Here is a 23,510-nt window from a genome sequence, read left to right as displayed (position 1 = left end):
GTCCAATGGACGCGCCTGTTTTTCCAAAGAGGCATGCGCGCCATGAACAACCATCACGCCACCGCAATCGAACAGGCGGCGCTGGGACCGTTGGCCTTCCTGTCGCTGCAGCATCCGCCGCGCGACGGCACGCCCGACGCCCCCAGCAACGAAGAGCGCATCCGCGCCTATCGCAACCTGTTGCCGGCCATGCCCGGCAACAACTACCAATGGGTTTTCCGCCACGCCGTTCAACACGATACGGGCGGGTGAGCGGACGCGGCGCGGCTTTCGCCACGCGCACGCCGCGCCGGCATGGACTTCCGCCACCTTGCTTGCCACCATAGCGGCCGCAGCATCACAACCGGGGAATGGAGAGGATATGCATTGGGGAATGCGTGTAGGGATGCTGGCTGCCTGGCTTGCGCCATTGGCTGTCCAGGCGCAGCAGGTGGATCTGGCGGCTTATCTGAAGCAGGACAAGTTCGAGCGGGTGAAGATCTCGCCATCGGGCGCCTACTATGCGGCCACCATGCCGCTGGAGGATCGCACCGCGCTGGTGGTGATACGCCGTTCCGACATGTCGGGTACCGCAAAGATCACCGGCAGGGAGGATTCGGCGGTCGACGATTTCTGGTGGGCCAACGACGAGCGCATCGTGGTGGCAATGGCGCGCAAGGAAGGGTCGCGCGACGAGCCGGTGACGACGGGCGAACTGCATGCGATCGACGCCGATGGCAAGGGCGCGAAGCTGCTGGCCAGCCCGCTGGGCGTCAATGACGGGCCTCACGGCAGCGGCGTGAAGTTCGAGCTGGATCGCGCGGTGTTCATGGAAGACACGCTGCCGAGCGACCCGAACAGCGTGCTGGTGTCGGCGGTGCCGCTGGAAAGCGATCCGAGTATCCGCATCGAGAAGCTGAACATCTACACCCGGCGGCGAAGCGTGGTGGCGAGCGTGCCGGTGCGCCGCGCCAGCTTTACCGTCGATGCCGAAGGCCGGGTGCGTTTTGCGCGCGGCGCCAACGCCGACAACGTTTCCAAGCTTTACTACCGCGACGACGACAAGGCTCCCTGGCGCCTGATCAACGACGAAGCCGTCGCCCAGCGGCGCGAATTCCCGATGGGGTTTTCCGCCGACGGCAAGATCGCCTATCTGCAGGTGGAGCAGGCGCAGGGGCCCGACGCAGTGATGGCATGGGACCCGGCCACCGGCGTCTACACCGAGCTGATGCGCGACGCGCTGGTCGATCCCTTCCGCACGCTGTACGACATGGATGGACGCACGCCGATAGGCGTGTCCTTCATGACCGATCGCGTGCGCAACCGCTTCTTCGACGAGAAATCGGCGACCGCGCGCCTGTACCGCAGCCTGGAAAAATCATTCAAGGAGGAAGTCATCTACCTGACTTCAGCCACCAGCGACGGCAAGCTGGCGTTGTTCTATGTCTGGAGCGACCGCAACAATGGCGACTATTTCCTGTTCGACGCCGTCAACAAGACTGCCGATCGCGTCTTCAGCCGCCGCGAATGGTTCCATCCCAGCAGGGTGCCGCCCACCAGAGCCGTCGCCCTGCAGGCGCGCGACGGCACCCCGCTGAATGGCTATCTGACCTTGCCGTTCGGGGCCAAGGAAGGGGCGCGGCCGATGGTGCTGCTGCCGCACGGCGGTCCGTTCGGCATCTTCGATCAGTGGAACTTCGACGACGACACGCAGATCCTGGCCGAAGCCGGCTATGCCGTACTACGCGTCAACTACCGCGGTTCGGGCAACTATGGGCGTGCGCTGATGCAGGCCGGCGCGCAGGAGTGGGGCGGTCGCATGCAGGACGATCTGACCGACGCCACCCGCTGGGCCATCGAACAGGGTATCGCCGATCCGTCGCGCATCTGCATCTACGGCGCCAGCTACGGTGGCTACGCCGCACTGATGGGCGTGGCCAAGGAACCGGATCTTTACCGCTGCGCCGCCGGCTACGTGGGCGTATACGACCTGGCGCTGATGCACCGCGGCCAATCCAGGCGCAGCCGCTCCGGCAAGACCTGGGCCGGCGATTGGCTGGGCGCGCCGGAAACGCTGGCCGCACGTTCACCCAGCAAGCTGGCCGAACGCATCAAGGTGCCCGTGTTCCTTGCCGCTGGCGGCAAGGACGAGCGCGCGCCCATCGCCCACAGCGAACGCATGGAAAAAGCGTTGAAGGCTGCCGGCGTTCCGGTGGAAACCTTGTACTTCCCCTACGAAGGCCACGGCTTCTATACCGAATCCCACCGCCGCGAGTACTACACCCGGCTGCTGGCGTTTCTCGGCAGGCATCTGGGTGGCGGGACGGCGAAATAGACCCCGATTGGCATCGCGTATCCGCTGCGTCTATCCGAGCGGTTTTCAAGGCTGGGAGTCGATGCTAATCAGGAAGCAGATGGCGCTGGACGACGGTCCCTGGGTCGGAGTCAGCTTTCCAAGCGCGGAGGGCATGCCGGCGGCGTTACGGCCGCCGGCCTGAAGGGATGCGGAGGCGTCGACCACTGACGCGCGCCGATGACGGGCTGCTGGCCCGATATGCCGTGCCGCCTGTGCGGCGACGATGAATCCCATGCAAACGATTTTCGCCGGATCGCCGCCGCGACTGCCTGCATGCGGGAACTAGCGGATAGGCTTGCCAGTCAATCGACCTCCGTCTGCGGCATCGCCGCGCGAACTTCCGCCGAACGATGCAGGCTGCGTGAAACTGGCTTTCCCCGATGACTCCGTATCGCGCATCATCGCCGCCGCCACCGCAGCGGCGATCGTGCTGTTGATGGGCAGGTTCCTGCTGAGGGCTCCGTATGTGGCATCGGCCGGTGAAGGGCAGGAAATGCGGGTGCGTTACATCGAGCGGGAATCCGTGCCACGGTTTGCCCCGCCTGCGGCGGCGCCGGTTGCCGCGCATCGGCCGGAAATCCCCCTGGCCGCGCAAACGGATGACGCACGCGCATCGCAGCCGCAGGTAGCGTCCGCGGTGCCCGCACCGCGCGCGGAGCGCCTGTACACCCGCGATGGCCAGGTGCGGTTGCCAACGGATGTCGCCATCGACCCGATGGCGTCGACGGCAGCGGTGAATCCCCCGGGTCTGCCCAACGAACGCGAGCTCGAGCGTGCGCGCAAGCTGCTCTATCCGCCCAATCCCATCCACGTCGAGGAAACGCGCTTCAGCAAGGACTGGGCCAGCGATGGCACGCTCGGCGACGTGGCCGCGCAGAAGATGGGTGACGGCATGAAGGCCATCGCCAAGCGCATCTTCGGCGAGGAGCCGGCGCCGGCCGAAGCCAGGCCGCCGCCGGAGGTGCGTTTCAATCCGCGCCTGCACGAGCGGACGGCCGATCTGGGAAGCGAGGCAACCGGCGATGCCTACAAGGCGGCCCCGGTTGCGTTCCAGAAGGCGCCCGGTCTGAGCGGCGAAGCCAGCCAGCGCATACGCCAGGAAATGCAGACGCTGCTCAAGCGCCATGCCGCCTGCGAGCCCCAGCAGGTGCAGCGCCTGATCGCCCCGGTGCGCACTCATCTGGCCGAGCTGGAGAGCGTCGAGTCGGCGATGGCGCACGGCGCCGATCCGGTCATGGCCGAACATATGCTGCCGCGCCGCGGCGACAGCGCCTACGATCTGGCGCGGCGCGCGCTGTGGTACGCCGACAGCCGATTGGCGGGTTGCAACTAGGCAACCCTGGATAGCCGTCATCCCGGCGAATGCCGGGACCCGGTGCCTTGGAACCCGGCCTGCGCGGCGGATACTTGCAGCAAAAACGCTCTGGTGATGCGGGCGAAGCCAGCGCTGCCGGCTGCCCGAGCAGTCGATCCGGCCAATGGCAACATGACCAAATGCACGGGTGGAAATCTTTCCGTTGTGCGGATACTTCTCCCATCCGTTTTGCGCAGGAGCCACTGATGAAGCTGCCGTTGTTCGCGTTGTCCCTGCTGGCCGCGCTGTCGCCGCGCATCCATGCCCAGGAATGCCCCGACAGGTCGGCCTACGAACCTGCGCGCGAGATCATCCGCGATCTTGGGAGAATCGTCGCGCCCAATGGCGTGCAGGAAGCCTACGCGGCGCGAATCGGCGGCATCGATCAATGGGTCAACGTGCGCGGTCAGGACCGCGACAACCCGATGGTGCTGTTCGTGCATGGCGGACCGGCCGCGCCCATCATTCCCAGCCAATGGCAGTTCCAGCGCCCGCTGGAGGAATATTTCACCCTCGTCAACTACGACCAGCGCGGATCCGGCAAGACCTATAACCAGGTGGACCCGGACAGCATCGGCGAAACCATCCATATCCAGCGCTATGTCGACGATGCCATCGAACTGGCCGAGTACCTGCGCACGCGCTACGGCAAGCGCAAGCTGGTTCTGATGGGCCACAGTTGGGGCACGGTGGTCGGCATGCATGCGGCGCTGAAGCGGCCGGACCTGTTCCATGCCTATGTCGGCGTTGGACAGGTCATCAACACCCGCGAGAACGAGCGCCTGAGCTACGACTACGGCCTGCAGCAGGCCAGGGCCCACGGCAACGCCGAAGCGGTACGCGAGATGGAAGCCATCGGCCCCTATCCGGGCAACACGCCCATCACCCGCGATCGCATCATCGTTGCGCGCAAGTGGCCGCAGTTCTACGGCGGCCTGACCGCGTACCGCGAAGACTCCACCTACTACTACCGCGCCCCTCGACTGTCGCCGGAGTACGACGACCGCGATCGTTGCGCCATCAACCAGGGCAGCCTGTTCACGCTGGACCGGTTGCTGCCGGAATTCCTGCAGGTGGATTTCACCGGCGTGCGCGAGTTTCCCATCCCGGTGGTGATGCTGATGGGGCGCCACGACTACACCACACCCTCCGAGCCCACTGCGGCCTGGATCCGGCAGGTGCAGGCGCCTTACAAAAAGGCCGTGTGGTTCGAGCGCTCCGCGCACATGATGCCGTGGGAAGAACCCGGCAAGCTGCTGGTCAGCCTGCTGGAGCACGTGCGTCCGCTGGCGGTGGAGGGCGGGCAACCCCAGCGTTGATGAGCGCGCGGAGGCCCGGGTTTACCGGCGCGCGGCAGGTTTGAGCCCGTCCTACTTGGCGTGCCAGTCGCCATCGTCGCCCTTCTCGTATTTTTCCTTCACCGCCGACCAGGCCACCTTGTGCGCGGTTTCCTCGCGGGAAGCGTCGCCGCGGCGTTCGTCCGGATCCGCGTACTGGTCCCAGGCGCTGTTGAAGGCTTCCTTGTAGATTTCCTGCGCATGCTTGGGCAAGTGATCGCGGACCGAATCGGGCAGATCGCTGATGCGGTCGTAGGGCATGGCCGTATCCTCGCTGTGCAAGTGGAGACAGCATGCTGCGTGCACGGAAGTAATGCGGCCGTGTAGGTTGCGTTTGCGCGATTTCACCTGCGCTTCCGTGCCAATCTGTAGTTTTTCCGCGGGTATCGGTCAGGTTGCTGGAGGCATCGTTCATGAACGCGACCGCAGGCAGGCATGCCGCGCTGTACCGCATGGTGATGGACAAGCATGTCTGTCCCTGGGGGCTGAAGTCCCGTTACCTGCTCAGGCGCGCCGGTTTCACCGTGGATGACCACTGGCTGACCACGCGCGAAGAAACCGATGCGTTCAAGGCGCAGCATCGGGTTGAAACCACGCCGCAGGTATTCATCGACGGCAGCCGCATCGGCGGTTACGACGATCTTCGCCGCTATCTCGGCAAGCCTGTGCGCGATCCGGATGCGGTGAGCTACCGGCCGGTGGCCGCCGTTTTCGCCATGGCCGCACTGCTGGCGCTGGCCAGCAGCTGGGCCAGTGCGGGCGCGCTGCTGACGTTGCGTACGGCGGAATGGTTTATCGCTTTTGCGATGTGTCTGCTGGCCATGCAGAAGCTGCAGGACGTGGACAGCTTCGCCACCATGTTCCTGGGCTACGACCTGTTGGCGCAGCGTTGGGTGCCGTACGCGTATCTGTACCCGTTCGGCGAAGCGTTGGCTGGCGTGCTGATGCTGGCGCAGGCCGGCAAGGCCATCGCCATCCCGGTGGCGCTGTTCATCGGTTCGGTCGGCGCAGTGTCGGTGTTCTATGCGGTCTACGTGCAGGGCCGCCAGCTCAGGTGCGCCTGCGTTGGAGGGAATTCCAGGGTGCCGCTGGGATTCGTGTCGTTGACCGAGAATCTGATGATGGTGGCAATGGCGCTGTGGATGTTGCTGAAGTAGCGGCACGCGCCTTGCCGTTGTCCTTTGCCGAATTCGGGCAAGCAGGATGCATGCCGGGGATGTGCTCCAACCGCGATTCCGGCCAGGTCCCCGGGCAAGGCGTCGATCAACCAGGGCCGCATTCGCGCCAGCCCGGTCCGTCTGCGCAACGGGCGGCGATGCGGCGCCGGACAGGGATGGCTTGGCTCGCCGCATCCGGATTTGCCGCGGCGGGGTGACGCCGCCGCGCATCGCCATGCACAATGGCGGCATGGGCAGCATTCCGACATATCCGTCCGCTTCCGCTCGCCGGTGCGCGAACTCCGCGGGGCCGCTTCGGCGCCGATTCGCCGGGAACCGGCCTTGACGGGCATGGAAGTCTGGCTGGTGCTCGCGGTCCTGGCGGGTGCGGTGGTGCTGTTCGTCACCGAGAAGCTGCCGGTGGACGTGGTGGCGTTGCTGGTCCTGTCCAGCCTGCTGGTGCTGGGCCTGGTCACGCCGCGCGAGGCGCTGTCCGGTTTCAGCAGCCAGGCCACGATTACCGTGGCGGCAATGTTCGTGCTCAGCGCAGGTTTGCAGCGCAGCGGCGCGCTGCTGGTGGTGGGCGAGGCGCTGGGCAGGATCAAGTGGAGCTGGCTGTTCGCGCTGGTGATGATGGGGGTGATCGCCTTCGTCTCGGCCTTCGTCAACAACACCGCTGCCGTCGCCGTGTTCCTGCCGCTGGTGATCGCGGCGGCGGCAGCCAACCGGCGCTCGCCGTCGAAGTTCCTGATTCCGCTTTCCTACGCGGCCCAGTTCGGCGGCGTGTGCACGCTGGTGGGCACCTCCACCAATCTGCTGGTGGACACGCTGGCGCGGCAGCTGGGGCGCGAAGGCTTCGAGCTGTTCGAATTTGCGCCGCTGGGCGTGGTCTTCGTAGGTGTGGGCATCGTCTACATGCTGTTCGCGCAGCGTTTCCTGCTGCCGGATCTGGGCGTGCCGGAGCCGGGCGACAGCGGCCATGGCAGCGGCTGGTTGACCGAGTTGCTGGTATCCGAGCGTTCGCCGGCGCTGGGTCAGCGGGCATCCGATGCCATTCCCCAGGAACTGCACGATGCCCATCTGCTGGAAGTGATCCGCAACCGCCAGCGCGCGCCGGCACCGCAGTCGGAAGTGTTGCAGGCCGGCGACCGGCTGCTGCTGCGCGGCAACTGGGAGCAGTTGGACAAGCTGCGCAAACAGTTGAAGCTGGATTTCGAACCGGCCGCGATTGGCTATGACGGCGCGCATCCCGGCGAAGAGCGCATCCATGCCGAAGTCATGATCGCGCCGGGCTCGCATCTGGCCGGGCACAGCCTGTCGAGCATGCGGTTTGCGCATACCTATCGCGCGCGCGTGCACGGCCTGCAGCGCAGCCGCGGCCTGCTGCGCAGCGCGCTGGACGAGGTGCCGCTGATGGTCGGCGACGTGATGCTGGTGGATACGTCGGAAAAGTCGCTGGCCGCCCTGCGCAGGGAACCGGGCCTGGTGGTGCTGGGCCAGCGTGCGCAGCAGCGCATCGATTGGCGCCGGGCTTCGGTTTCGGCGCTGGTGCTGGCGGCGGTCATCGGCGTGGCCGCTGCCGGGCTGCTGCCGATCGTGGCCTCCGCGCTGCTGGGCTGCATTGCGCTGGTGGTGTTCCGCTGCCTGGATACCGACGAGGCCTACGCCGCCATCGACTGGCGGGTGATCGTGCTGCTGGCCGGCGTGCTGCCGCTGGGTATCGCGCTGCAGAACAGCGGCGGCGCCGACTGGATGGCGCAGCAGGCGATCAAGGTGATCGGTCCGTTCGGTCCGGTGGCGACGCTGGCGGCGATCTATCTGCTGACCGCGGTGATGACCGAGGTGATGAGCAACAACGCCGCCGGCGTGCTGGTGGTGCCCATCGCGATCGCGGCAGCCGATTCGCTGGGCGTGGACTCCAAGCCGATGCTGGTGGCGGTGGCGTTTGCCGCCTCGACCAGCTTCGCCACGCCGGTCGGCTACCAGACCAACACCATGGTCTATACCGCCGGCGGCTATCGTTTCCTGGACTTCATCAAGATCGGCGTGCCGCTCAACCTGGTCTTCTGGATCATGGCCATCGTGCTGATCCCGCTCTATTTTCCTTTCCATCCGGCGTAGTGCCGGGAGCCCGCACGCCGTTTGTGGCCTGTCTGGTGAGATGGTCGGCCCGATGGCCGCCATGACGAGCGATACGGCCCCTCGTGCCGTTTGAGCGGCATGGCGGGTGGGACGCGCCGCGTCGGCGCTGCCCCTTCCGTCCGGCTCACAGCGTTCGCGTCATGAACACGCTGTACGGATCTTCGACATAACCGGCGAACGGGGCGCATTCGACAAAACCGAAGCGGGCGTAAAGCGCGCGGGCGGGAGCGAAGACGGGCATGGAGCCGGTTTCCAGGCTGAGCCGGCGGTAGCCGCGCTGCCCGGCTTGGGCCAGCACATGCCGCATCAGTTCCGCCGCCACGCCGCTGCGCAGATGGGCCGCGGCAGTGCGCATGGATTTGATCTCGCCATGGCCCGCGTCCAACTGCTTGAGGGCGACGCAGCCAGCCAGGTCGCCCTCCTTCCAGCCGCTCCAGAACGTGATGTCCGGTTGCCGCAGCTTGTCCAGATCAAGCGCGTGCACGCTTTCCGGCGGCGAGTGCCGGGCCATGTCCTGCAGGTGCTCGCGCAGCAGTGCGGCTATCTCGGGGCCGGTCAGCGGATCGACGCGAATCAGCATGAAGAGTCATGAAGGTCGGGTATTGCCGAGGCTTTTTACACCACCGGCGCGTCGTCGCCAATGACCGAAGTCGCTGAAGCCGAACGCCGACCAGCCGCCCGCCGTCGCAACGACGGCAGGCGCGCAAGCATTGGGCGGAAGCGAGCCTTCCGCCAAAGCGCTACCAGCGGTGCCGCCACCCGGCCTGGACGCCCCAATGCTGCTTGACTTCCATGCCGGCGGTAGTGGCAGCCTCGAAGAACAATCCGCTGCGCCTGCTGTTGAAGCGGATATCGGCGCCCAGCGCCAGCTCGGCTCCGGTGCCTTTGCGGTCCGCGGTTTCGGGCGTGAAGCTGCCGCCATCCTTGGACGCGGTGATGTCCAGGTTGTCGCCGAAATAGTGCAGCGCCGACACCCGCGCATAGGCATTGCCCTGCACCTGCGCGCCCCGCAGCGTCTTTCCGAACTCCGCGCCGGCGCGCGCGAACGAAGTATCCAAGCGGTCCTGCTTGATCTGCACGCCATTGACGGTGGTGTGCTGGCTGTCGCGAATCGCGCCCACGGACAGCCCCAGCTGGGGTTCGATGTAGTAGCCGCGGGAAAGCTTGAACGGGTACCCGCTTTCGGCGTACAGCTGGCCGGCTTCGGTCCGATACCTGCCGCCGATGTTGCGGCTCTGGGAATCGCGTGCGGTATAGCGATTCTCCAACGCTGACGCAGCGGCCCCCAGCAGCACGTAGCCGCCGCCCTCGGCGCCCCAGCTGCCGTAGAGTCCCAGCGTGGTCGCGCTCAGATCGCCGCTGCCCTGCGCGTAGTTTGCGCTCGAACGCAGATGCCCTGCGGTGAAACCGATGCTGCCGGAAGACGCGTCCAGCGCGAAAGCGCGCTCGGCACCGACGGTCACGCCGTGGTAGTTCTGGCGATAGTGGCGGGAATAGGCGGTCTTTGCGGTCAGTTCGCCGCCATCGACCCTGGCCCAGACGCTGGATTGTTCCGCGTCGCTGTTGCGCAACGGGCTGCGCACGCGCTGCAGCGAAGCCTGCCCGCCGATCTTCCACAGGTTGGCGATGCTGTCGGCGGCATCGGCCGCGGTCTGGACCGTCTCCGACGGCAGGATGCCGGTGCCTTCGCCGGTATCCGTACCGGTGTCGTCGCCGTCGCCATCGCCATCGCCGCTTCCGGCGCCCTGGATGGTGATGCCGGTCAGCACGATCTTCCTGCCATCGTCGCTCAGCGCCACCTGCGGGCGGTAAGTGAACTGGATCAGATCGTTCTCGTAGGTTCCGCTCCATTGGCCGTCCAGTCCGGCCGCAGCCAGGAACCTTGCGGTCCCGCCGGCGGCGGCGCTGGCATCGACGATATCGAGCGCCGAAGTGGCCCGGATGGTTTTACCGTCGCGAACGGCCGCGGCGTCGACCCATGAGGTGTCGTCCAGCACCGGGTCGTAGGCAATGCCTATGCGCTGCGTGCCGGTGGCGGAAAAATTGCTGATGCCGCTGCCGAACACGATCCGGTCGGCGCTGGCGGTACCGTTGATGCCGGTGATGTCGCTGAGCAGCATGAACCTGGCGCCGTCTTCCAACGTCACGGTGCCGCCGCTGCCGGTGCTGCCGACGACCAGCCGGCGATAGGAATGCGAGGGGACCGAATCGGGCGAAAAGCCGCCCCAGTAGCCGGCCATGTCGATCCCGCCGCCGTTGCCCAGGCTCAATGTTCCGGTGCCGAAATCGTTGCTCAGCGTGCCGGTGCCCTGCGGGATCCAGGTTGCGCCGTTGCTGAACGCAAGGTCGGCGCGGCCGACGCTGTAGCCGGCATCGTTCTGTACGCCGCCGACCAGGCCACGCAACCAGGAATCGGCAGTGTCGAACCTGACATTGACCGACCCGGTGTTGCCGTTGACAGGATCGGTCGCGGTGGCGATGTCGCCGTCGAGCTGCACGCGCTGGCCGCCGGCCTGGTTGACGGTGACGCTGGCGTTCTGGATGTCGAGCGGCACGCTCCAGATCGAATACGCCGTGCCGGTGCGGCCCGCAGTGGTCGACACGGTCAGGCCGCCGGCGACATTGACGGTGCCGAAGTTGCGGATGCCATACACGTCAGCATCATCACAACTCGGGTGGTCGGGCGGGTTGCAAACGTTGGCAACCGTGAACGACACCGGTGCGGTGGGCGAGGTGAACTCGATAAGGCCGGTGCTGACCAGGCCGTAGGTTTCCGTTTCCGAGGCGACGTCGACCGAGACCGCGCCGTCGAACGTCATCACCGCGCCGGGCGAGCGGTCGTTGCTGAGCCCGGAGGGCCTGCCGAACGGCGTATAGCCGTTTTCCGGCCCTTCGCTGCGTACGCGCACGTCGACGTCGCCGTGCCAGCGCATCCTTGCCGAGCGATGGGTGTTGGCGATGCCGTGCGTGGAGCGCGGGCCCTCCACGTTGACGGTGGCGTCGCCGAAGACCTCCATTCTGCCCTGGTTGCGCACGCCGAATGCGGTCGAACCCCGGGCGATGGTGGTCAGCGACAGGTTGCCGTTGACCGTCAGCTGCGTGTTGACGTTGTCGTTGTAGATGGCATGGGCGTTGTCGCTGGGCCAGATCGACAGCGCAGAGATGCTGGTGTCACCATTGAAGGTGATGCTGCCGCCGTCGGAGTTGTAGACCGCATCGAGCGTGCCGCGGCTTTCGGCGAGGATGGTGGTCGGGCCATTGAAGACGACGTTGCTGCGCCCCGATACCCAGACCGCACGCGCAAAGCCCTGCGTGTGCGCGTGCAGGTCGGTGGCGCCATTGAACACCGTGGTGCTGCCGCCGCGGGCGAGCACCGCGTGCGCACCATTGCCGAGGCCGCCGCCCTGATCCGCATCGCGGGCGCGGGTGGAAATCCGGGTGTTGCCGTTGACGGTGACCGTATTGCCGTCGTTGAGGATGCCGACCGCCAGTCCACGGATACTGCTGTCGGGGCGGTTGGCCGACAGGTTCAGCCAGCCGCCGCCGGCCACGTCCACAACGACGGGCGGATTGCCGCTGGTGATGGACATGGCAACCAAGTCCCTGTCGATGCCTTCCAGCGCCACGCTGTCGCCATCGGCGAAGCGGTAGTGCAGGGTGCCGCCCTGGTCGACGATGTCGTAGCCGGGGTCGTAGTTGCCCGTGCCGCCGACGCGATCGTTGTCGGCCACGCCGGTGATCGGGTCCTTGTGATCGGTGGCCGCATGCACGGCGGCGGGACGCGCGACCATGCCGGCCACCAGCGTGGCGGCAATGGAAAACGAAAGCGTCTTGCGGCGGCGTGATTTCTCGACGCGCTCGGCTTCTTCGCGAGCGTTGTTGAGCATCGATTCCTGCCAAAGCGGCGGTAGTTGCGGCTGCTGTCGGCTGCCGCGTGCGACGGACCGCAGGGTCCGCTTCGGTTGTGTGCAGGTCATTGGTTCCCCATGTGTGCGAAGGCCACGGCTGCGATAGCCTGGCGTGTGGCGGTCCCTCCCAAAACCGCGAAGCGAAGGTAGCATTAGCCTGGCGATGGCTGAACCCGGATGTCCGGTTCTGTCTGTAAGGACAATGTCATCATGTGATTCGCATCGCAGTGCGGCCTGGATTGCCTGCTTGCCATGGAGCCTGGAAATGCGCTGCAAACGGTAATACCGCTTTCGCAACTGCGCACGATGCGCGGCATGGAACGGGCGCAGACGCGCATTGCGGCCCTCCGCTTCACCAACCTCATCGATCGGGCTGGATGCCCTGGTTCCGGAGTTCCAAGATGCTGCCTTGCCTGCGAGAGCTTCTGTCGGTTGCCGCGCTTACCGCGACAGCCAGCGTCCATGCCGCCGAACCGGTCGCCAGTGTGCGAGTGGCTTTCGACCGTGATGGAATCACCGACCAGCGCGTCGAAGGCCTGGCCGATAGCGCCGCCAAGCGCAGGATAAGCATCGACGATCCGGTGCGCATCGCATCGATCTCGAAACTGGTCACCGCCATCGGCGCGATGCGCCTGGTCGAACAAGGCAAGCTGGATCTCGATGCCGACGTGTCCGGCCTGCTGGGCTGGCGATTGCGCCACCCGGCGCATCAGGAACAACCGATCACGCTGCGCCTGCTGCTGTCGCATCGCAGCAGCCTGACCGATGCGGCCGGCTACTACGCGGTGCCGCTGGACGGGCAGCTGAAGGACATCCTGGACGATCCGCGCGCCTGGGATGGCGAGCACGCTCCCGGCAGCTACTTCCGCTATGCCAACCTCAATTTTCCGCTGGTGGCAGCGGTAATGGAAAGGGCGGCCGGACAGCGCTTCGACCGGTTGATGGACGCGCTGGTGCTGCGCCCGCTCGGCATTGCCGGGTGCTTCAACTGGGAATCGTGCGACGAGGCCACCGCCGCGCGCGCGGTAGTGCTGTACGACGCAGAGCGCAGGCCGCTGCGCGACGACAACCAGGGCCGCAAGCCGGACTGTCCGGTCAATCCGGCGCGCAATGGCGATTGCGATCTGTCGCGTTGGCGCGCCGGCGTCAATGGCGCATTGTTTTCGCCGCAGGGCGGGTTGCGCATCTCCGCCAGCGGGCTGGCCCGGATCGGACGCCTGCTGCTGGGCGATGGCAGCGTGGACGGCGTGCGTCTGCTGCAGCCGGACTCGGTGCAAACGCTGGTGCAACCGGTGTGGATCTACGCACCCGGCAACGGCATGACGTACGAAGAAGACGACAGCGGGCAATCGCGGCAGGGTTTCATCTGCCGCTATGGCCTGGCGGTGCAGACGCTGGCCACGCCGGGCGAGGGTTGCCGGGACGATCCGTTCGGTGATGGCGTGGCCCGCGTCGGTCACGCCGGTGCGGCGTATGGCCTGCTGTCGGGTTTGTGGATCGATCCCGCGTCAGGAACCGGTGTGGCCTACTTCGTCACCGGCATGCCCGCTGCGGCGGTCGGCGAGCATTCGGCATTCACCGCAATCGAGGAGGCGATGGCGCGCGGCGAATAGCTGTCGTATAGCTTCGTCTGCCTTCTGGCGTATCGGTTTGTTAACACTGTCGCGGTGCAACACGGCGTCGAAGACAGTTCGGTCTCCGGCGCAAGTCAAAGGCAGGTGGACGCGGAAGGTGCGACTCAGTACGCTTGCCTTCGGGGAGTGCATGGGATAACAGGGGACGATGGGTAGTGCCATCCGTTCGCGGGAACTGACGAACGAAGACTGGGTAGGGCTGGACCGGCCCTTCTTCCGTCCGGCGATAGGCGCGTTTCCGGGAGCGCTCGGCCGTTATCTGCTGTTCTCACTGCTTGCCCTGATCGTGGGCGGCGCGTTGGCGGCAGCGCTTGGCGCGGTCGGCGAGAAGTGGTTGCCGGGATTCACGCCGGATTGGTGGATGCGCGTGCTGTTCTGGCTGCCGATTCTGCTGGTGCCGTTCTACATCGCCACTCGCGCCTATCTGCATGCCTACCGGCGCAAGCTGGCGATCTGGCTGGATCTGCGCGACCGGCGTGTGGAGGTCATCGAAGCGGACGACGCGCGCACCATCGTCGCGGTCGACGGCCGCCAGCGCACCTACTTCCTGATCGACATCGGCGGCGGCCGGACGCTGTTGATCGATGCGCAATGCCTTCCGCTGGATCCGGACCTGCTGCTTGCGCAACTGCCGCCGGAAGGCAGCGAGGAGGATGGCCGGGAAGAAGAAGGCTGGTACCCGATGCGGCCGGATTTCCCGAACTCCAGCTTCGTACTTCACCGCCTGCCGCGGACCGGGCATATCGTCCGCTTCGAGACACGCGGGCACCCATTGCTACCGGTAAAGGTGCTGGCGGATGGCGAGCTGCCGCTGCCGGCCCTGGCCGACATCGCGGGCAAGCACGATTGCGGCAGCCAGATCCTGCAACAGGACTTCGACGCGCTGGTTTGAGCGCTGCCGGGCAATCGGGCGCACGCGCCACTATGGAGTGGCGCGTGCGCCAGCCACCGGCCAAGGCTGCAGTACGCCGTTGGCATCCCTCATGGCTTGCCGTCCGGCTGCGGATAAAGCGCCAGCAGCTTCAGCGTGACGCCGTTGGTCCAGCCGAAGCCGTCCTGCAGCGGGTATTCGCCGCCACCGCCGCCGCGGCCGGCAGTGGCGTCGTACTTCTCGACCAGCTTGTGTTCGTTGTCGAACAGCGTCTGTACCTGGTTGAGGAAATTCTGCCCGATGGTCTGCGCCAGCGCGTCTTCGCCGTAGCGGCGCAGGCCATCCACCGCGATCCATTGCAGCGGCGCCCAGGCGTTGGGGGCGTCCCACTGCTGGCCGCTGTCGATGGCGGTGGTGAGCAGGCCGCCGGGCGCGACCAGATGCGCCTGCACGGATCTGGCGGTGAGCCGGGCGCGCTGCGCCGAGGCCACGCCGGTAAACAGCGGATACAACGTGGCCGCGGTGACCTGGTCGCTGATCCTGCCCTGCTTCCAGTCGTAGTCGGCGTAGTAGCCGGCGGCATTCCACAGGTGCTTTTCGATGGCGGCCTGGCGCTGCTGCGCGAGCGCCCGGTAGTCGCGCGTGCAGGGAGAGGCGGGTTGCTTGCCGCAGGCCAGCGCCAGCGTGGTTTCCAGGTGATAGAGCAGGCTGTTCAGATCGATCGGGACGATGGCGGTGGTGCGGATGGTGCTCAGCTGCCTGCGGTCGCCCAGCCAGCGGGTCGAATAGTCCCAACCGCTTTCGGCGCCGGCGCGCAGGTCGCGGTAGACCTCGCCGGCCGGGCGGTCCGCGGCCTGCGCGGCGGTTTCGCGATCCTGCATCCACGACTCGGGCCGCGGCGTGTCGCGGTCATCCCAGTAGCGGTTGAACAGGCTGCCGTCGGCCAGGCGCACGACGCGGCGCGTCGCTTGGCCAGGCTTGAGCGTTTGCGCACCGTCCATCCAGAACGCGTACTCCTGCTGCAACTGCGGCAGGTAGCGGCGGTAGACCTCATCGCCGCCGGTCCTGGCTTCCAGTTCCACCATGTGCGAAAAGAACGGCGGCTGCGAGCGGCTCAGGTAGTAGCTGCGGGTACCGTTGGGAATATGGCCGTAGCGGTCGATGAGATGGGCGAAGTTGTCCAGCATCTGCCGCGAGAGCCGGGTCTGCCCGCTTTCGACCAGACCCAGCATGGTGAAATACGAATCCCAGTAGTAAAGCTCGCGGAAGCGCCCGCCCGGCACGACATAAGCGTGCGGCAGCGGCAGCATGCTGCTGTGCGGCGGCACCTGCGCGGAACGACGGGTCAGTACCGGCCACAGCGCATCGATATGCGGGCGCAAGGCGGTGCCGGCGCGGATCTGTGCGGTTTCGGCCGCGTCCGCGGTTTCGAAATTCGCGGCGACGAATTCCTTGAGATCGAATCCGGAGCGGCCGCGCTGGTCCAGGTAGTCGGCACGGATCTGCGCGGGCGGCTTCAGCGGCAGCGCGTCGACGAACTGTTTCTGATCGTCGAACACCCAGCGCTGCTGCACCGCCTGGAACAGTTCCGGATAGGCCAGATCGGGGGTGAGCGGAGCACCGGCAAGGCCGTGCTGATGGGGGGCCGCGGCCTGCCTGGCCGGCGGCGCGCATGCGGTCTGGGCCAGCAGCGCCAACGACAATGCCAGCGCAAGCATCTGATGCAGTGGACGACAGGTCTTCATGAATCTCCCGCGGCAGCGCAATGCGTGGACAGGGTAAACGAATAGTGCCGTGCGCACCCGTGAAGGCAGTCGCCTGGCAAGCCGGTCGCCTTTTCCTGCATCATGGCGTGCCCGATGGCGACGGACGCAAACGGCCGGTCGCCGCCGTCCCCCGCCAGGCACGCCCGATTCACGCCACAAGTGCCATGCTTTCCGGCCCAGGCGCAAAGACGCAGAACCACGATGAGCGACAACCGACTGCAGTCCTTCTTCTACGGCGCCGGATTGGCGCTGATGGTGGGCTGGGTGCTTTACATCGGCCGGCTGGTGTTCGTGCCGATCGTGTTCAGCGTGCTGGTGGCCTACATCATCGTCGGCCTGGTCAGGGCGCTGGAGCGGGTGCCGCGTATCGGGCCGCGGTTGCCGGTGCAGTTGCGCTACCTGCTGTCGGTCCTGGGCATCGGCGGCGTGCTGGCGGCGTGCGTGTCGCTGGTGATCAGCAACATCGGCAAGGTGGTGCAGCTGGCGCCGCGCTACCAGGACAGCCTGCTGGACCGCATCCAGCAGGCCGCGGCCTTCCTTGGCGTGGAGACCGCGCCCACCTGGACCGTGCTGCGGCAGCACCTGCTGGAACCGATACGCTTGCAGGATCTGGTCGGCAGCACGGTGGTGTCGGTCACCGGCATCATGACGATGCTGCTGATCGTTTTTCTGTACGTGACCTTCCTGCTGATCGAACAGCGGTTCTTCAGGCACAAGCTGGACAACCTGTCCAGCGATCCCGCCGACGGGGCGCGCGTACGCCAGGTGATCAGCCGCATCAATGCGCGCATCGGCCAGTACCTGGGCGTCAAGACCTTCATCAATATCGTCCTGGGCGTGGTCAGCTGGGCGATCATGGCGGCGGCCGGCGTGGAGTTCGCCGCGTTCTGGGCGGTATTGATTGCCGTGCTGAACTATGTGCCCTACATCGGCTCGTTCCTCGGCGTACTGTTTCCGGTGACATGGGGCATCGTGCAGTTCGGCGACGTGGGTACCGTGATCACGCTGCTGGTGCTGCTGTCGGCGGCGCAGTTCGTCATCGGCAATTTCCTGGACCCGTTCCTGATGGGCAAATCGCTGAACCTCAGCCCGTTCGTCATCCTGGCCAGCCTGACCATCTGGGGCGGGCTGTGGGGCATTCCCGGCGCCTTCCTGGCCGTGCCCATCACCGCGGTGCTGGTGATCGTGTTTTCCGAATTCGCCGCCACCCGGCCGATTGCGGTGATGATGTCGCGCAACGGCCGGCTGGCCGGCGAAGGCCCGTTGCCGGTTGTCGCCGCCGCGCGTGCCAAGCAGGACGAACCATGACGGCTTATGTCGTCCTGCTGCGCGCGGTCAACGTTGGCGGTACCGGCAAGCTGCCGATGGCGCAGTTGCGCGCGATGTGCGAGGACGCCGGTTTCCAGCAGGTACGCACCTATATCGCCAGCGGAAACGTGGTCATGCGCAGTACCGCCAGCGAGCGGCAGGTCAAGGCCGCGCTGGAGAGCCGGCTTGCCGACTACGCCGGCAAGCCGGTCGGCGTAGTCGTGCGCGCCGCTGCGGAGATGGCGCAGGTGCTGGCGGCCGATCCGTTTCCGGATGCGGCCCGCAACCGCGTCGTCGCGATTTTCCTGGACCGGGCGCCGCCGGCCGATACCTTGTCGATGGTCAGGCATCGCAAGGATGAGGAGATCGTTCTCGGTGCGCGCGAAATCTACGTCCACTACGGCGACGGCATGGCCGATTCGAAGCTGGTCATTGCCGCCGCCAAGGCCGGCACCGCCCGCAATATGAATACCGTGGCCAAACTGGTGGAGATGGCCGCCCAGATCTAGGGAAGGTCATTCATTGGGTTGTCGGTTCGCGCAGATCGCAACGCAGGCCAGGTAGGGCGGGAATCATTGCAGACCCGCACCGCCGGCGGGAAGGCGGCCAGCAAGCCGCCTTCCCGCCGCCACGTCAGCCGATCAGAACCGGTAATCCAGCCGCACGTAGTAGCTGCCGCCGTTCATGCCGAACGGCATCGTTTCCCAGCCGTACTTGAAGCCCAGCTGCGGGAACGGGAAGCCGTCATCCTCGTCCCACTTGTCCGGGTAGGTGTCGAAGATGTTGTTGCCGCCCACGGTCAGCTGCAGATTGTCGGAGAACGCATAGCGCACGCCCAGGTCGAACAGGGTCTTGCCGCCCCAGGTCTGCTTGATGCCGGGGGTGAAGCCTTCGCCGGTGACCGAGCCGTAATAGTTGGCGCGGCCGGTCCATTGCCAGTTGCCGGTGCTGTACACCGCCTGCAGCACATGGTGCGAACCCGGCTGGCCTTCCTCCACCAGCGTCACCTGGGTGTCGTCGAACAGCGCTTCCGGCGGCAGGATGGCCGACTGCGAGCGCCGCGCCTTGACCTCGGTCTTGTTGAAATGCAGCAGTGCGGTCAGGTCCAGCCGCGAGCCGCCGTCGAACTCGGTGTGGTGGTTGGCCACGATGTCCAGGCCGGTGGTGCGGGTGTCGATGGCATTGGTGAAGAACAGCACCTGGCCGACGCCGATCGGATCCAGGATGGCGCGGATCGGACAGTTGGCGTTGCCCGCATCGCAAGGCAAGCCATCGCTGCCGGTGCTTTCGGGCTGGATATTGCTGGAGAAGATGATGCGGTCGTCGATGTCGATGTGGAACAGATCGGCAGTCAGCGAGAAGCGCTCGTTCGGCTTCCAGACAAAGCCCAGCGTGCCGCTGGTCGAGGTTTCTTCCTGCAGCGGTTCGATGCCGAACGCGCGGGTGACTTCGCTGTCCTGGCGCGCGGTCAGGGTGTCGGTCAGCTCGCCGGCGGCGTTGAGGTTGGTCGAACGCTGGCTGTAGAACAGCTGCTGCACGCCGGGCGCGCGGAAGCCGGTGGACACGGTGCCGCGTACGGCGAACTGCTCGCTGGCGTCGAAGCGCGCCGACAGCTTGCCGATGGTGGTGTTGCCGAAGTCCGAGTAGTCCTCGAAGCGCACCGCACCGGCCACCAGGAAACGGTCGGTCAGGTTGGTTTCGGCGTCGAAGTACACCGCCATGCTGTGGCGGCCGTCGTCGACCGCTTCGTTGGGCGAGAAGCCGGGGAAACCCTGGATGCCGGGCTGGGCGATGTCGCCGGTCTGGCCGACGATGACGATGCTGCGATCATTGCTGCGGCCGTACGTGTACGACACCGGATCGCCGGCCTTGATGCGGTAGTTGTCTTGCCGCCATTCGAAACCGGTGGCCAGCGACAGCGGACGGCCGCCGAACCCGTTGACGGTGCCGCGGAAGTCCAGGTTGAACGTGGTCTGGTCGAACTCCAGCGTACCGGTGTCGGCCGAGGTCGGCGATTCGCCGTAGATGCCGCCGCCGGGCGCCGGCTCGTACCACCAGCTCACGTTGACCGAATTGCTCTCCTCGAAACCGAACTTGTTGCGGCCATGGTTGACCGAGATGTCCCAGTCCCAGTTCTCGCCCAGCGGCGCGCGGTAGCCGACCGCCAGCGAGGCGTCTTCCACCGTGGTCAGGATGTTGGGAAGAAAGCCATCGGGATACAGATCCGGCACGGTGCGGTTGTCGCCGGCACTGCGGAAGAAGCCGGCCGAATCGCCTTCGCGCTTGGATACGCCGCCGAACCAGTACAGCTCGCCGCTGCCGGCGGGCAAGCCGCCGTTGAGCCACAGGTAGTAGTCCTTGGCATCGGCGTCGCCCAGCCGCTGGGTCACGCGCGGCGGGTCCACGCGCAGGCTGTCGGGGCCGGCGCGGTTGGTCTCGTTGCGGTTGCGCGCTTCGGCCGACAGGTTGATGAAACCGTCGTCGCCCAGCTTGAAGCCGGTATTGATCGAGCCGTGCAGCATCTCGCCGTCGCCGGCGTAGTACTGCGAGCCCTGGATCGATACGTCGGTGTGATCGGTCTGTTTCTTCAGGATGATGTTGATGACGCCGGCAATGGCGTCCGAGCCGTACTGCGCCGCCGCACCGTCGCGCAGCACCTCGATGCGCTCGATCGCCGAGATCGGAATGGCGTTGATGTCGGTGCCGGCCGAACCGCGGCCGATGGTCTGCTGCACGTTGACCAGCGCCTGCTGGTGGCGGCGCTTGCCGTTGACCAGCACCAGCACCTGGTCCGGTCCCAACGCGCGCAGCGTGGCCGGGCGCAGGATGTCGGTACCGTCGCTGACGAAGGTGCGCGAGAAGTTGAACGAGGGCTCCAGCATCTGCAGCACCTGGCCTATCTCGAGCGCACCGGTGGCGTTGAGCTCCTCCTTGCCGATCACGTCCACCGGGGCGGCGGTTTCTTCGGCAGTGCGGCCGCGCACGCGGGTGCCGACCACGACAATCTGATCCAGTGTGGTGGTCTCGCTGCTGCCAGGGGCGGGCGACGTCTGCGCGTGGACGGGATGGAAGGCGGCGCTGGCCAGGACCGTGGCGATGGCCACCGTCAGGCCGCAAAGGCTGTGCTGGAACATGGATGGATTCTCCCTCTCTTGGTAATCGTTCGCGGCCGTGGGTATGGCCGCCGGGGAGCTTTACATTTTTATTACGTTTGCGGGCCCTCGTTTATCGCAGAACCTGCCGAGCGAATTGGCGATTACATTGCGTGGAAAGCGGGTTGCCGCAACCGAAGACCTGATTGGCGCCGGGTCACAGCGGTGCCTGTCTGGGGAATCTTCATGGCTGAGATTCGACGCCACTCAGGACCGCAGCTACATTCATTTACGTGGATAGTGCGTTCAGCCACTGGTGCGGCCGCAACCTGTTGCAAACAGAAAGCACGGCGCACACCCTCGCCGGCGACGATGCAACGCGTCGTGCGGCAGCGGCGGTGCCAATGCTTTCCATGCCGCGCCCGAACGTCTATCGTGCGCGCTCGCTTCTGCCGCAAAGACATGCATGACCCGACGATCCTGGCTGTGGCTGGTGGTGGCGCTGATGGGCGCCGCGCTGGCCGCCACCTTCGTGTTCGACAGCGAACCCGAGGGACCGCCTGCACCTTCTGGCCCCGCGGCCACTCCCTTCGGCTGGACCGCGCAGTTGCAGCTGAGCGCTGGCGACGGCGTCCACGGCCTGCGCGATGGCCCCGCCTTGCAGGCGCGCTTTGCCGATCCGTACGGGCTGGCGGTGGCCGCCGACGGCACCCGCTATATCGCCGATGCCGGCGACAACAACCGCATCCGCAAGATTGCGCCCGATGGCACGGTCAGCACATTGGCCGGCGGCGCCGAAGGCTTTGCCGATGGCATTGGCGAAGCGGCGGCCTTGCATACGCCGTCCGGGTTGGCGCTGGATGCGTTCGGCAATCTGTACGTGGCCGACACCGGCAATCACGCCATCCGCAAGATCACGCCGCAGGGCGCTGTCACCACGCTGGCCGGCACCGGCCAGGCGGGATTCAACGATGGCCCCGGTGCGCAGGCGCAGTTCAACGGGCCCATCGGCGTGGCGGTCGACGCCAGTGGGCAGGTGTACGTGGCCGACACCTACAACGACCGCATCCGCGCGATCGCGCCGGACGGCCAGGTCAGCACGCTGGCCGGCGGCGAGCGGCCGGGCTATCAGGACGGTACCGGCAGCGTTGCGCGTTTCGATACGCCGACCGGGCTGGCGCTGGATGCGCAGGGCCGGTTGTGGATTGCCGATACCCGCAACAATGCGATCCGCCGGCTTTCCCGCAGCGGCGAGGTGACCACGCTGCTGCGTGCCGAGCCTGGCGACCGGCAACCGCTGCTGCGCCGGCCGCTGAGTCTGGCGGTCAGCCATGACGGCATGCTCTATGTCGGCGAAATGGCGCGCGGGCGGGTGCTGCAACTGGCCCCTGATGGCCGCTGGCATGTGCTGACCGGCGGCGTGCAGGAGCAACGGCTGGCGCGGCCGTCCGGACTGGCGCTCGATGCTGATGGCGTCGTGCACGTCACCGATGCCTCCAGCTACCGCGTTCACCGGATTGCGCCGCTGGCCGCCGGCGCCGCCGGGGCAGCTGCCACCGTCGGCCCGGCGGCAGACAATCCGCTGCCCGACACCCAGGGCCGCTGGCCGCTGCGCCCGCAGACCGGCTGGCACGAAGTGGTCGGCACGCTGGGCGAGGTGCGCGGCAACTACCAGCGCGAAAACCGCGATCACCTGCACAGCGGCCTGGACATCCGCGGCGATGTCGGCGCCGAGGTGCTGGCGATCGCCGATGGCAAGGTCAGCAGCCCGTCCGCCAGCTGGGGCCTGGGCGAACTGGGCGAAGGCATGGCGGTCGATACGCTGAGCTACATCCACATGCGGGTCGGCCGCACTGCGCAGGGCCGGGTCATCGACCCGCAGCGTTTCCATCTGCTGCACGATGAAGACGGCAAGCCGGAGCGTATCCGCGTGCTGCGCGGCACGCGCTTCGCCGCCGGTGATGTGCTGGGCACGATCAATCCGCTGGCGCATGTGCACCTGAGCGTGGGCGCGGCCGGTTTCGAGCGCAACGCGGTCGCGCTGGGTTTCGTCAACTACGCCGACAGCTATCCGCCGCGCATCGACGGCATCCAGTTGCTGGACGTGCAGGAGCAGCCGCTGTCGCTGAAGCGCGACGGCCGGCTGATCGTGCCGCGCGATCCGGCCGGCGTGCAGATCGTGGTCGACGCCTGGGACCAGGTCGATCGCAACCTGCGCCGCCGCCGGCTGGGCCTGCATGCGCTGGGCTACCAGATCCTGGACGCGGATGAGGTGCCGTTGCCGGGCTACGAAACGCCGCGGATGACCATCGAGTTCAACCGCATGCCGGCCGATGCGGATGCGGTCAAGATTGCCTATGGCCCCGGCAGCGGCGTTACCGTCCATGGCAGCGCGATCACCCGCTTCCAGTATCTGGTCACCAACACCGTGCGCGACGGGCAGCTGGCCACCGGGCGGTGGCAGCCGGGCGAGCTACCCGCCGGCGACTACACGCTGCGCATCACCGCGCGGGATTACAGCGGCAACGTGGCCAGCGCCGGCCGCGATCTGCCGATGACATTGCAGTAGGGCGGGCTTCGGGAACAGCGGGCGCCGGCCGGCAAGG

The 23,510-nt window shown here is 66.5% G+C and carries 17 protein-coding genes; 11 read left to right on the top strand and 6 right to left on the bottom strand.

Annotation, left to right across the window (positions count from 1 at the left end; translation table 11 throughout):
- Positions 1 to 42 precede the first annotated feature (42 nt).
- Entirely contained in the window at positions 43 to 252 is a 210-nt protein-coding gene (locus tag CRO39_RS15810; RefSeq protein WP_097122914.1) for a hypothetical protein, read from the top strand.
- A gap of 121 nt (positions 253 to 373) precedes the next feature.
- Entirely contained in the window at positions 374 to 2,314 is a 1,941-nt protein-coding gene (locus tag CRO39_RS15805; protein WP_097122913.1) for an alpha/beta hydrolase family protein, read from the top strand.
- 45 nt (positions 2,315 to 2,359) lie between these two features.
- On the opposite strand, the gene CRO39_RS21105 is transcribed toward CRO39_RS15805, so the two are convergent.
- Positions 2,360 to 2,569 (bottom strand): hypothetical protein, encoded by a 210-nt coding sequence (locus CRO39_RS21105; RefSeq protein WP_217991846.1) that lies wholly within the window; start codon positions 2,567 to 2,569, stop codon positions 2,360 to 2,362.
- 127 nt (positions 2,570 to 2,696) lie between these two features.
- Here CRO39_RS21105 and CRO39_RS15800 point away from each other — a divergent pair, with 127 nt between their 5' ends.
- The gene (locus CRO39_RS15800; protein ID WP_238394566.1) at positions 2,697 to 3,668 is read left to right on the top strand and encodes a hypothetical protein; all 972 of its coding nucleotides are present in this window, start codon (positions 2,697 to 2,699) and stop codon (positions 3,666 to 3,668) included.
- A 227-nt stretch (positions 3,669 to 3,895) separates the two neighbouring features.
- Positions 3,896 to 5,008, top strand: a complete 1,113-nt coding sequence (locus tag CRO39_RS15795) for an alpha/beta fold hydrolase (RefSeq protein WP_097122912.1) — start codon at positions 3,896 to 3,898, stop codon at positions 5,006 to 5,008.
- 51 nt (positions 5,009 to 5,059) lie between these two features.
- Here CRO39_RS15795 and chaB read toward each other — a convergent pair whose 3' ends face one another.
- The gene (gene chaB, locus CRO39_RS15790; protein WP_097123009.1) at positions 5,060 to 5,287 is read right to left on the bottom strand and encodes a putative cation transport regulator ChaB; all 228 of its coding nucleotides are present in this window, start codon (positions 5,285 to 5,287) and stop codon (positions 5,060 to 5,062) included.
- Positions 5,288 to 5,439: 152 nt separating this feature from the next.
- Between chaB and CRO39_RS15785 the strand changes: the two genes are divergently transcribed.
- Positions 5,440 to 6,183 carry a MauE/DoxX family redox-associated membrane protein gene (locus CRO39_RS15785; protein WP_097123008.1) on the top strand — a complete coding sequence of 248 codons (744 nt, stop codon included), beginning with the start codon at positions 5,440 to 5,442 and terminating at the stop codon, positions 6,181 to 6,183.
- A 342-nt stretch (positions 6,184 to 6,525) separates the two neighbouring features.
- Positions 6,526 to 8,304, top strand: coding sequence for an SLC13 family permease (locus CRO39_RS15780; protein WP_141400826.1), 1,779 nt, complete (start codon positions 6,526 to 6,528; stop codon positions 8,302 to 8,304).
- Between the two features lie 145 nt (positions 8,305 to 8,449).
- On the opposite strand, the gene CRO39_RS15775 is transcribed toward CRO39_RS15780, so the two are convergent.
- On the bottom strand, positions 8,450 to 8,905 hold the full coding sequence (locus CRO39_RS15775) for a GNAT family N-acetyltransferase (protein WP_097122910.1): 456 nt from the start codon (positions 8,903 to 8,905) through the stop codon (positions 8,450 to 8,452).
- 160 nt (positions 8,906 to 9,065) lie between these two features.
- Positions 9,066 to 12,212 (bottom strand): autotransporter outer membrane beta-barrel domain-containing protein, encoded by a 3,147-nt coding sequence (locus CRO39_RS15770; RefSeq protein WP_162125730.1) that lies wholly within the window; start codon positions 12,210 to 12,212, stop codon positions 9,066 to 9,068.
- Positions 12,213 to 12,634: 422 nt separating this feature from the next.
- Here CRO39_RS15770 and CRO39_RS15765 point away from each other — a divergent pair, with 422 nt between their 5' ends.
- Together CRO39_RS15765 and CRO39_RS15760 are read left to right on the top strand one after the other, a co-directional pair.
- Positions 12,635 to 13,846: a serine hydrolase domain-containing protein gene (locus tag CRO39_RS15765; RefSeq protein ID WP_097123007.1), complete on the top strand. Its 1,212-nt coding sequence runs from the start codon at positions 12,635 to 12,637 to the stop codon at positions 13,844 to 13,846.
- 169 nt (positions 13,847 to 14,015) lie between these two features.
- The gene (locus CRO39_RS15760; protein ID WP_097122908.1) at positions 14,016 to 14,759 is read left to right on the top strand and encodes a hypothetical protein; all 744 of its coding nucleotides are present in this window, start codon (positions 14,016 to 14,018) and stop codon (positions 14,757 to 14,759) included.
- Between the two features lie 89 nt (positions 14,760 to 14,848).
- On the opposite strand, the gene treA is transcribed toward CRO39_RS15760, so the two are convergent.
- Positions 14,849 to 16,483: an alpha,alpha-trehalase TreA gene (gene treA / locus CRO39_RS15755; protein WP_097122907.1), complete on the bottom strand. Its 1,635-nt coding sequence runs from the start codon at positions 16,481 to 16,483 to the stop codon at positions 14,849 to 14,851.
- A gap of 222 nt (positions 16,484 to 16,705) precedes the next feature.
- Between treA and CRO39_RS15750 the strand changes: the two genes are divergently transcribed.
- Together CRO39_RS15750 and CRO39_RS15745 are read left to right on the top strand one after the other, a co-directional pair.
- Positions 16,706 to 17,812 (top strand): AI-2E family transporter, encoded by a 1,107-nt coding sequence (locus CRO39_RS15750; RefSeq protein WP_097122906.1) that lies wholly within the window; start codon positions 16,706 to 16,708, stop codon positions 17,810 to 17,812.
- Complete coding sequence (locus CRO39_RS15745; RefSeq protein ID WP_097122905.1) at positions 17,809 to 18,321, top strand: DUF1697 domain-containing protein; 513 nt, start codon at positions 17,809 to 17,811, stop codon at positions 18,319 to 18,321. Before CRO39_RS15750 ends, CRO39_RS15745 begins: the two co-directional genes overlap by 4 nt.
- 132 nt (positions 18,322 to 18,453) lie before the next feature.
- Here CRO39_RS15745 and CRO39_RS15740 read toward each other — a convergent pair whose 3' ends face one another.
- On the bottom strand, positions 18,454 to 20,946 hold the full coding sequence (locus tag CRO39_RS15740) for a TonB-dependent receptor plug domain-containing protein (protein ID WP_097122904.1): 2,493 nt from the start codon (positions 20,944 to 20,946) through the stop codon (positions 18,454 to 18,456).
- Between the two features lie 424 nt (positions 20,947 to 21,370).
- Between CRO39_RS15740 and CRO39_RS15735 the strand changes: the two genes are divergently transcribed.
- Positions 21,371 to 23,473 carry a gluconolaconase gene (locus tag CRO39_RS15735; RefSeq protein WP_097122903.1) on the top strand — a complete coding sequence of 701 codons (2,103 nt, stop codon included), beginning with the start codon at positions 21,371 to 21,373 and terminating at the stop codon, positions 23,471 to 23,473.
- Positions 23,474 to 23,510: the final 37 nt, after the last annotated feature.

Origin of the sequence: Pseudoxanthomonas wuyuanensis (assembly GCF_900215535.1) — a bacterium.
GTDB classification, from domain to species: domain Bacteria; phylum Pseudomonadota; class Gammaproteobacteria; order Xanthomonadales; family Xanthomonadaceae; genus Pseudoxanthomonas_A; species Pseudoxanthomonas_A wuyuanensis.
This window is presented reverse-complemented; position numbering and strand designations above follow the sequence as displayed.

Excerpts from the sequence above, each read along its gene's own strand:
- CRO39_RS15795 (WP_097122912.1), top strand. The coding sequence starts at position 3,896 with ATGAAGCTGCCGTTGTTCGCGTTGTCCCTGCTGGCCGCGCTGTCGCCG.
- CRO39_RS15810 (WP_097122914.1), top strand. The coding sequence starts at position 43 with ATGAACAACCATCACGCCACCGCAATCGAACAGGCGGCGCTGGGACCG.
- CRO39_RS15770 (WP_162125730.1), bottom strand. The coding sequence starts at position 12,212 with ATGCTCAACAACGCTCGCGAAGAAGCCGAGCGCGTCGAGAAATCACGC.
- CRO39_RS15775 (WP_097122910.1), bottom strand. The coding sequence starts at position 8,905 with ATGCTGATTCGCGTCGATCCGCTGACCGGCCCCGAGATAGCCGCACTG.
- CRO39_RS15750 (WP_097122906.1), top strand. The coding sequence starts at position 16,706 with ATGAGCGACAACCGACTGCAGTCCTTCTTCTACGGCGCCGGATTGGCG.
- CRO39_RS15745 (WP_097122905.1), top strand. The coding sequence starts at position 17,809 with ATGACGGCTTATGTCGTCCTGCTGCGCGCGGTCAACGTTGGCGGTACC.
- CRO39_RS15760 (WP_097122908.1), top strand. The coding sequence starts at position 14,016 with ATGGGTAGTGCCATCCGTTCGCGGGAACTGACGAACGAAGACTGGGTA.
- chaB (WP_097123009.1), bottom strand. The coding sequence starts at position 5,287 with ATGCCCTACGACCGCATCAGCGATCTGCCCGATTCGGTCCGCGATCAC.
- treA (WP_097122907.1), bottom strand. The coding sequence starts at position 16,483 with ATGAAGACCTGTCGTCCACTGCATCAGATGCTTGCGCTGGCATTGTCG.
- CRO39_RS15740 (WP_097122904.1), bottom strand. The coding sequence starts at position 20,946 with ATGTTCCAGCACAGCCTTTGCGGCCTGACGGTGGCCATCGCCACGGTC.
- CRO39_RS15765 (WP_097123007.1), top strand. The coding sequence starts at position 12,635 with ATGCTGCCTTGCCTGCGAGAGCTTCTGTCGGTTGCCGCGCTTACCGCG.
- CRO39_RS15735 (WP_097122903.1), top strand. The coding sequence starts at position 21,371 with ATGACCCGACGATCCTGGCTGTGGCTGGTGGTGGCGCTGATGGGCGCC.
- CRO39_RS15805 (WP_097122913.1), top strand. The coding sequence starts at position 374 with ATGCGTGTAGGGATGCTGGCTGCCTGGCTTGCGCCATTGGCTGTCCAG.
- CRO39_RS21105 (WP_217991846.1), bottom strand. The coding sequence starts at position 2,569 with ATGGGATTCATCGTCGCCGCACAGGCGGCACGGCATATCGGGCCAGCA.
- CRO39_RS15785 (WP_097123008.1), top strand. The coding sequence starts at position 5,440 with ATGAACGCGACCGCAGGCAGGCATGCCGCGCTGTACCGCATGGTGATG.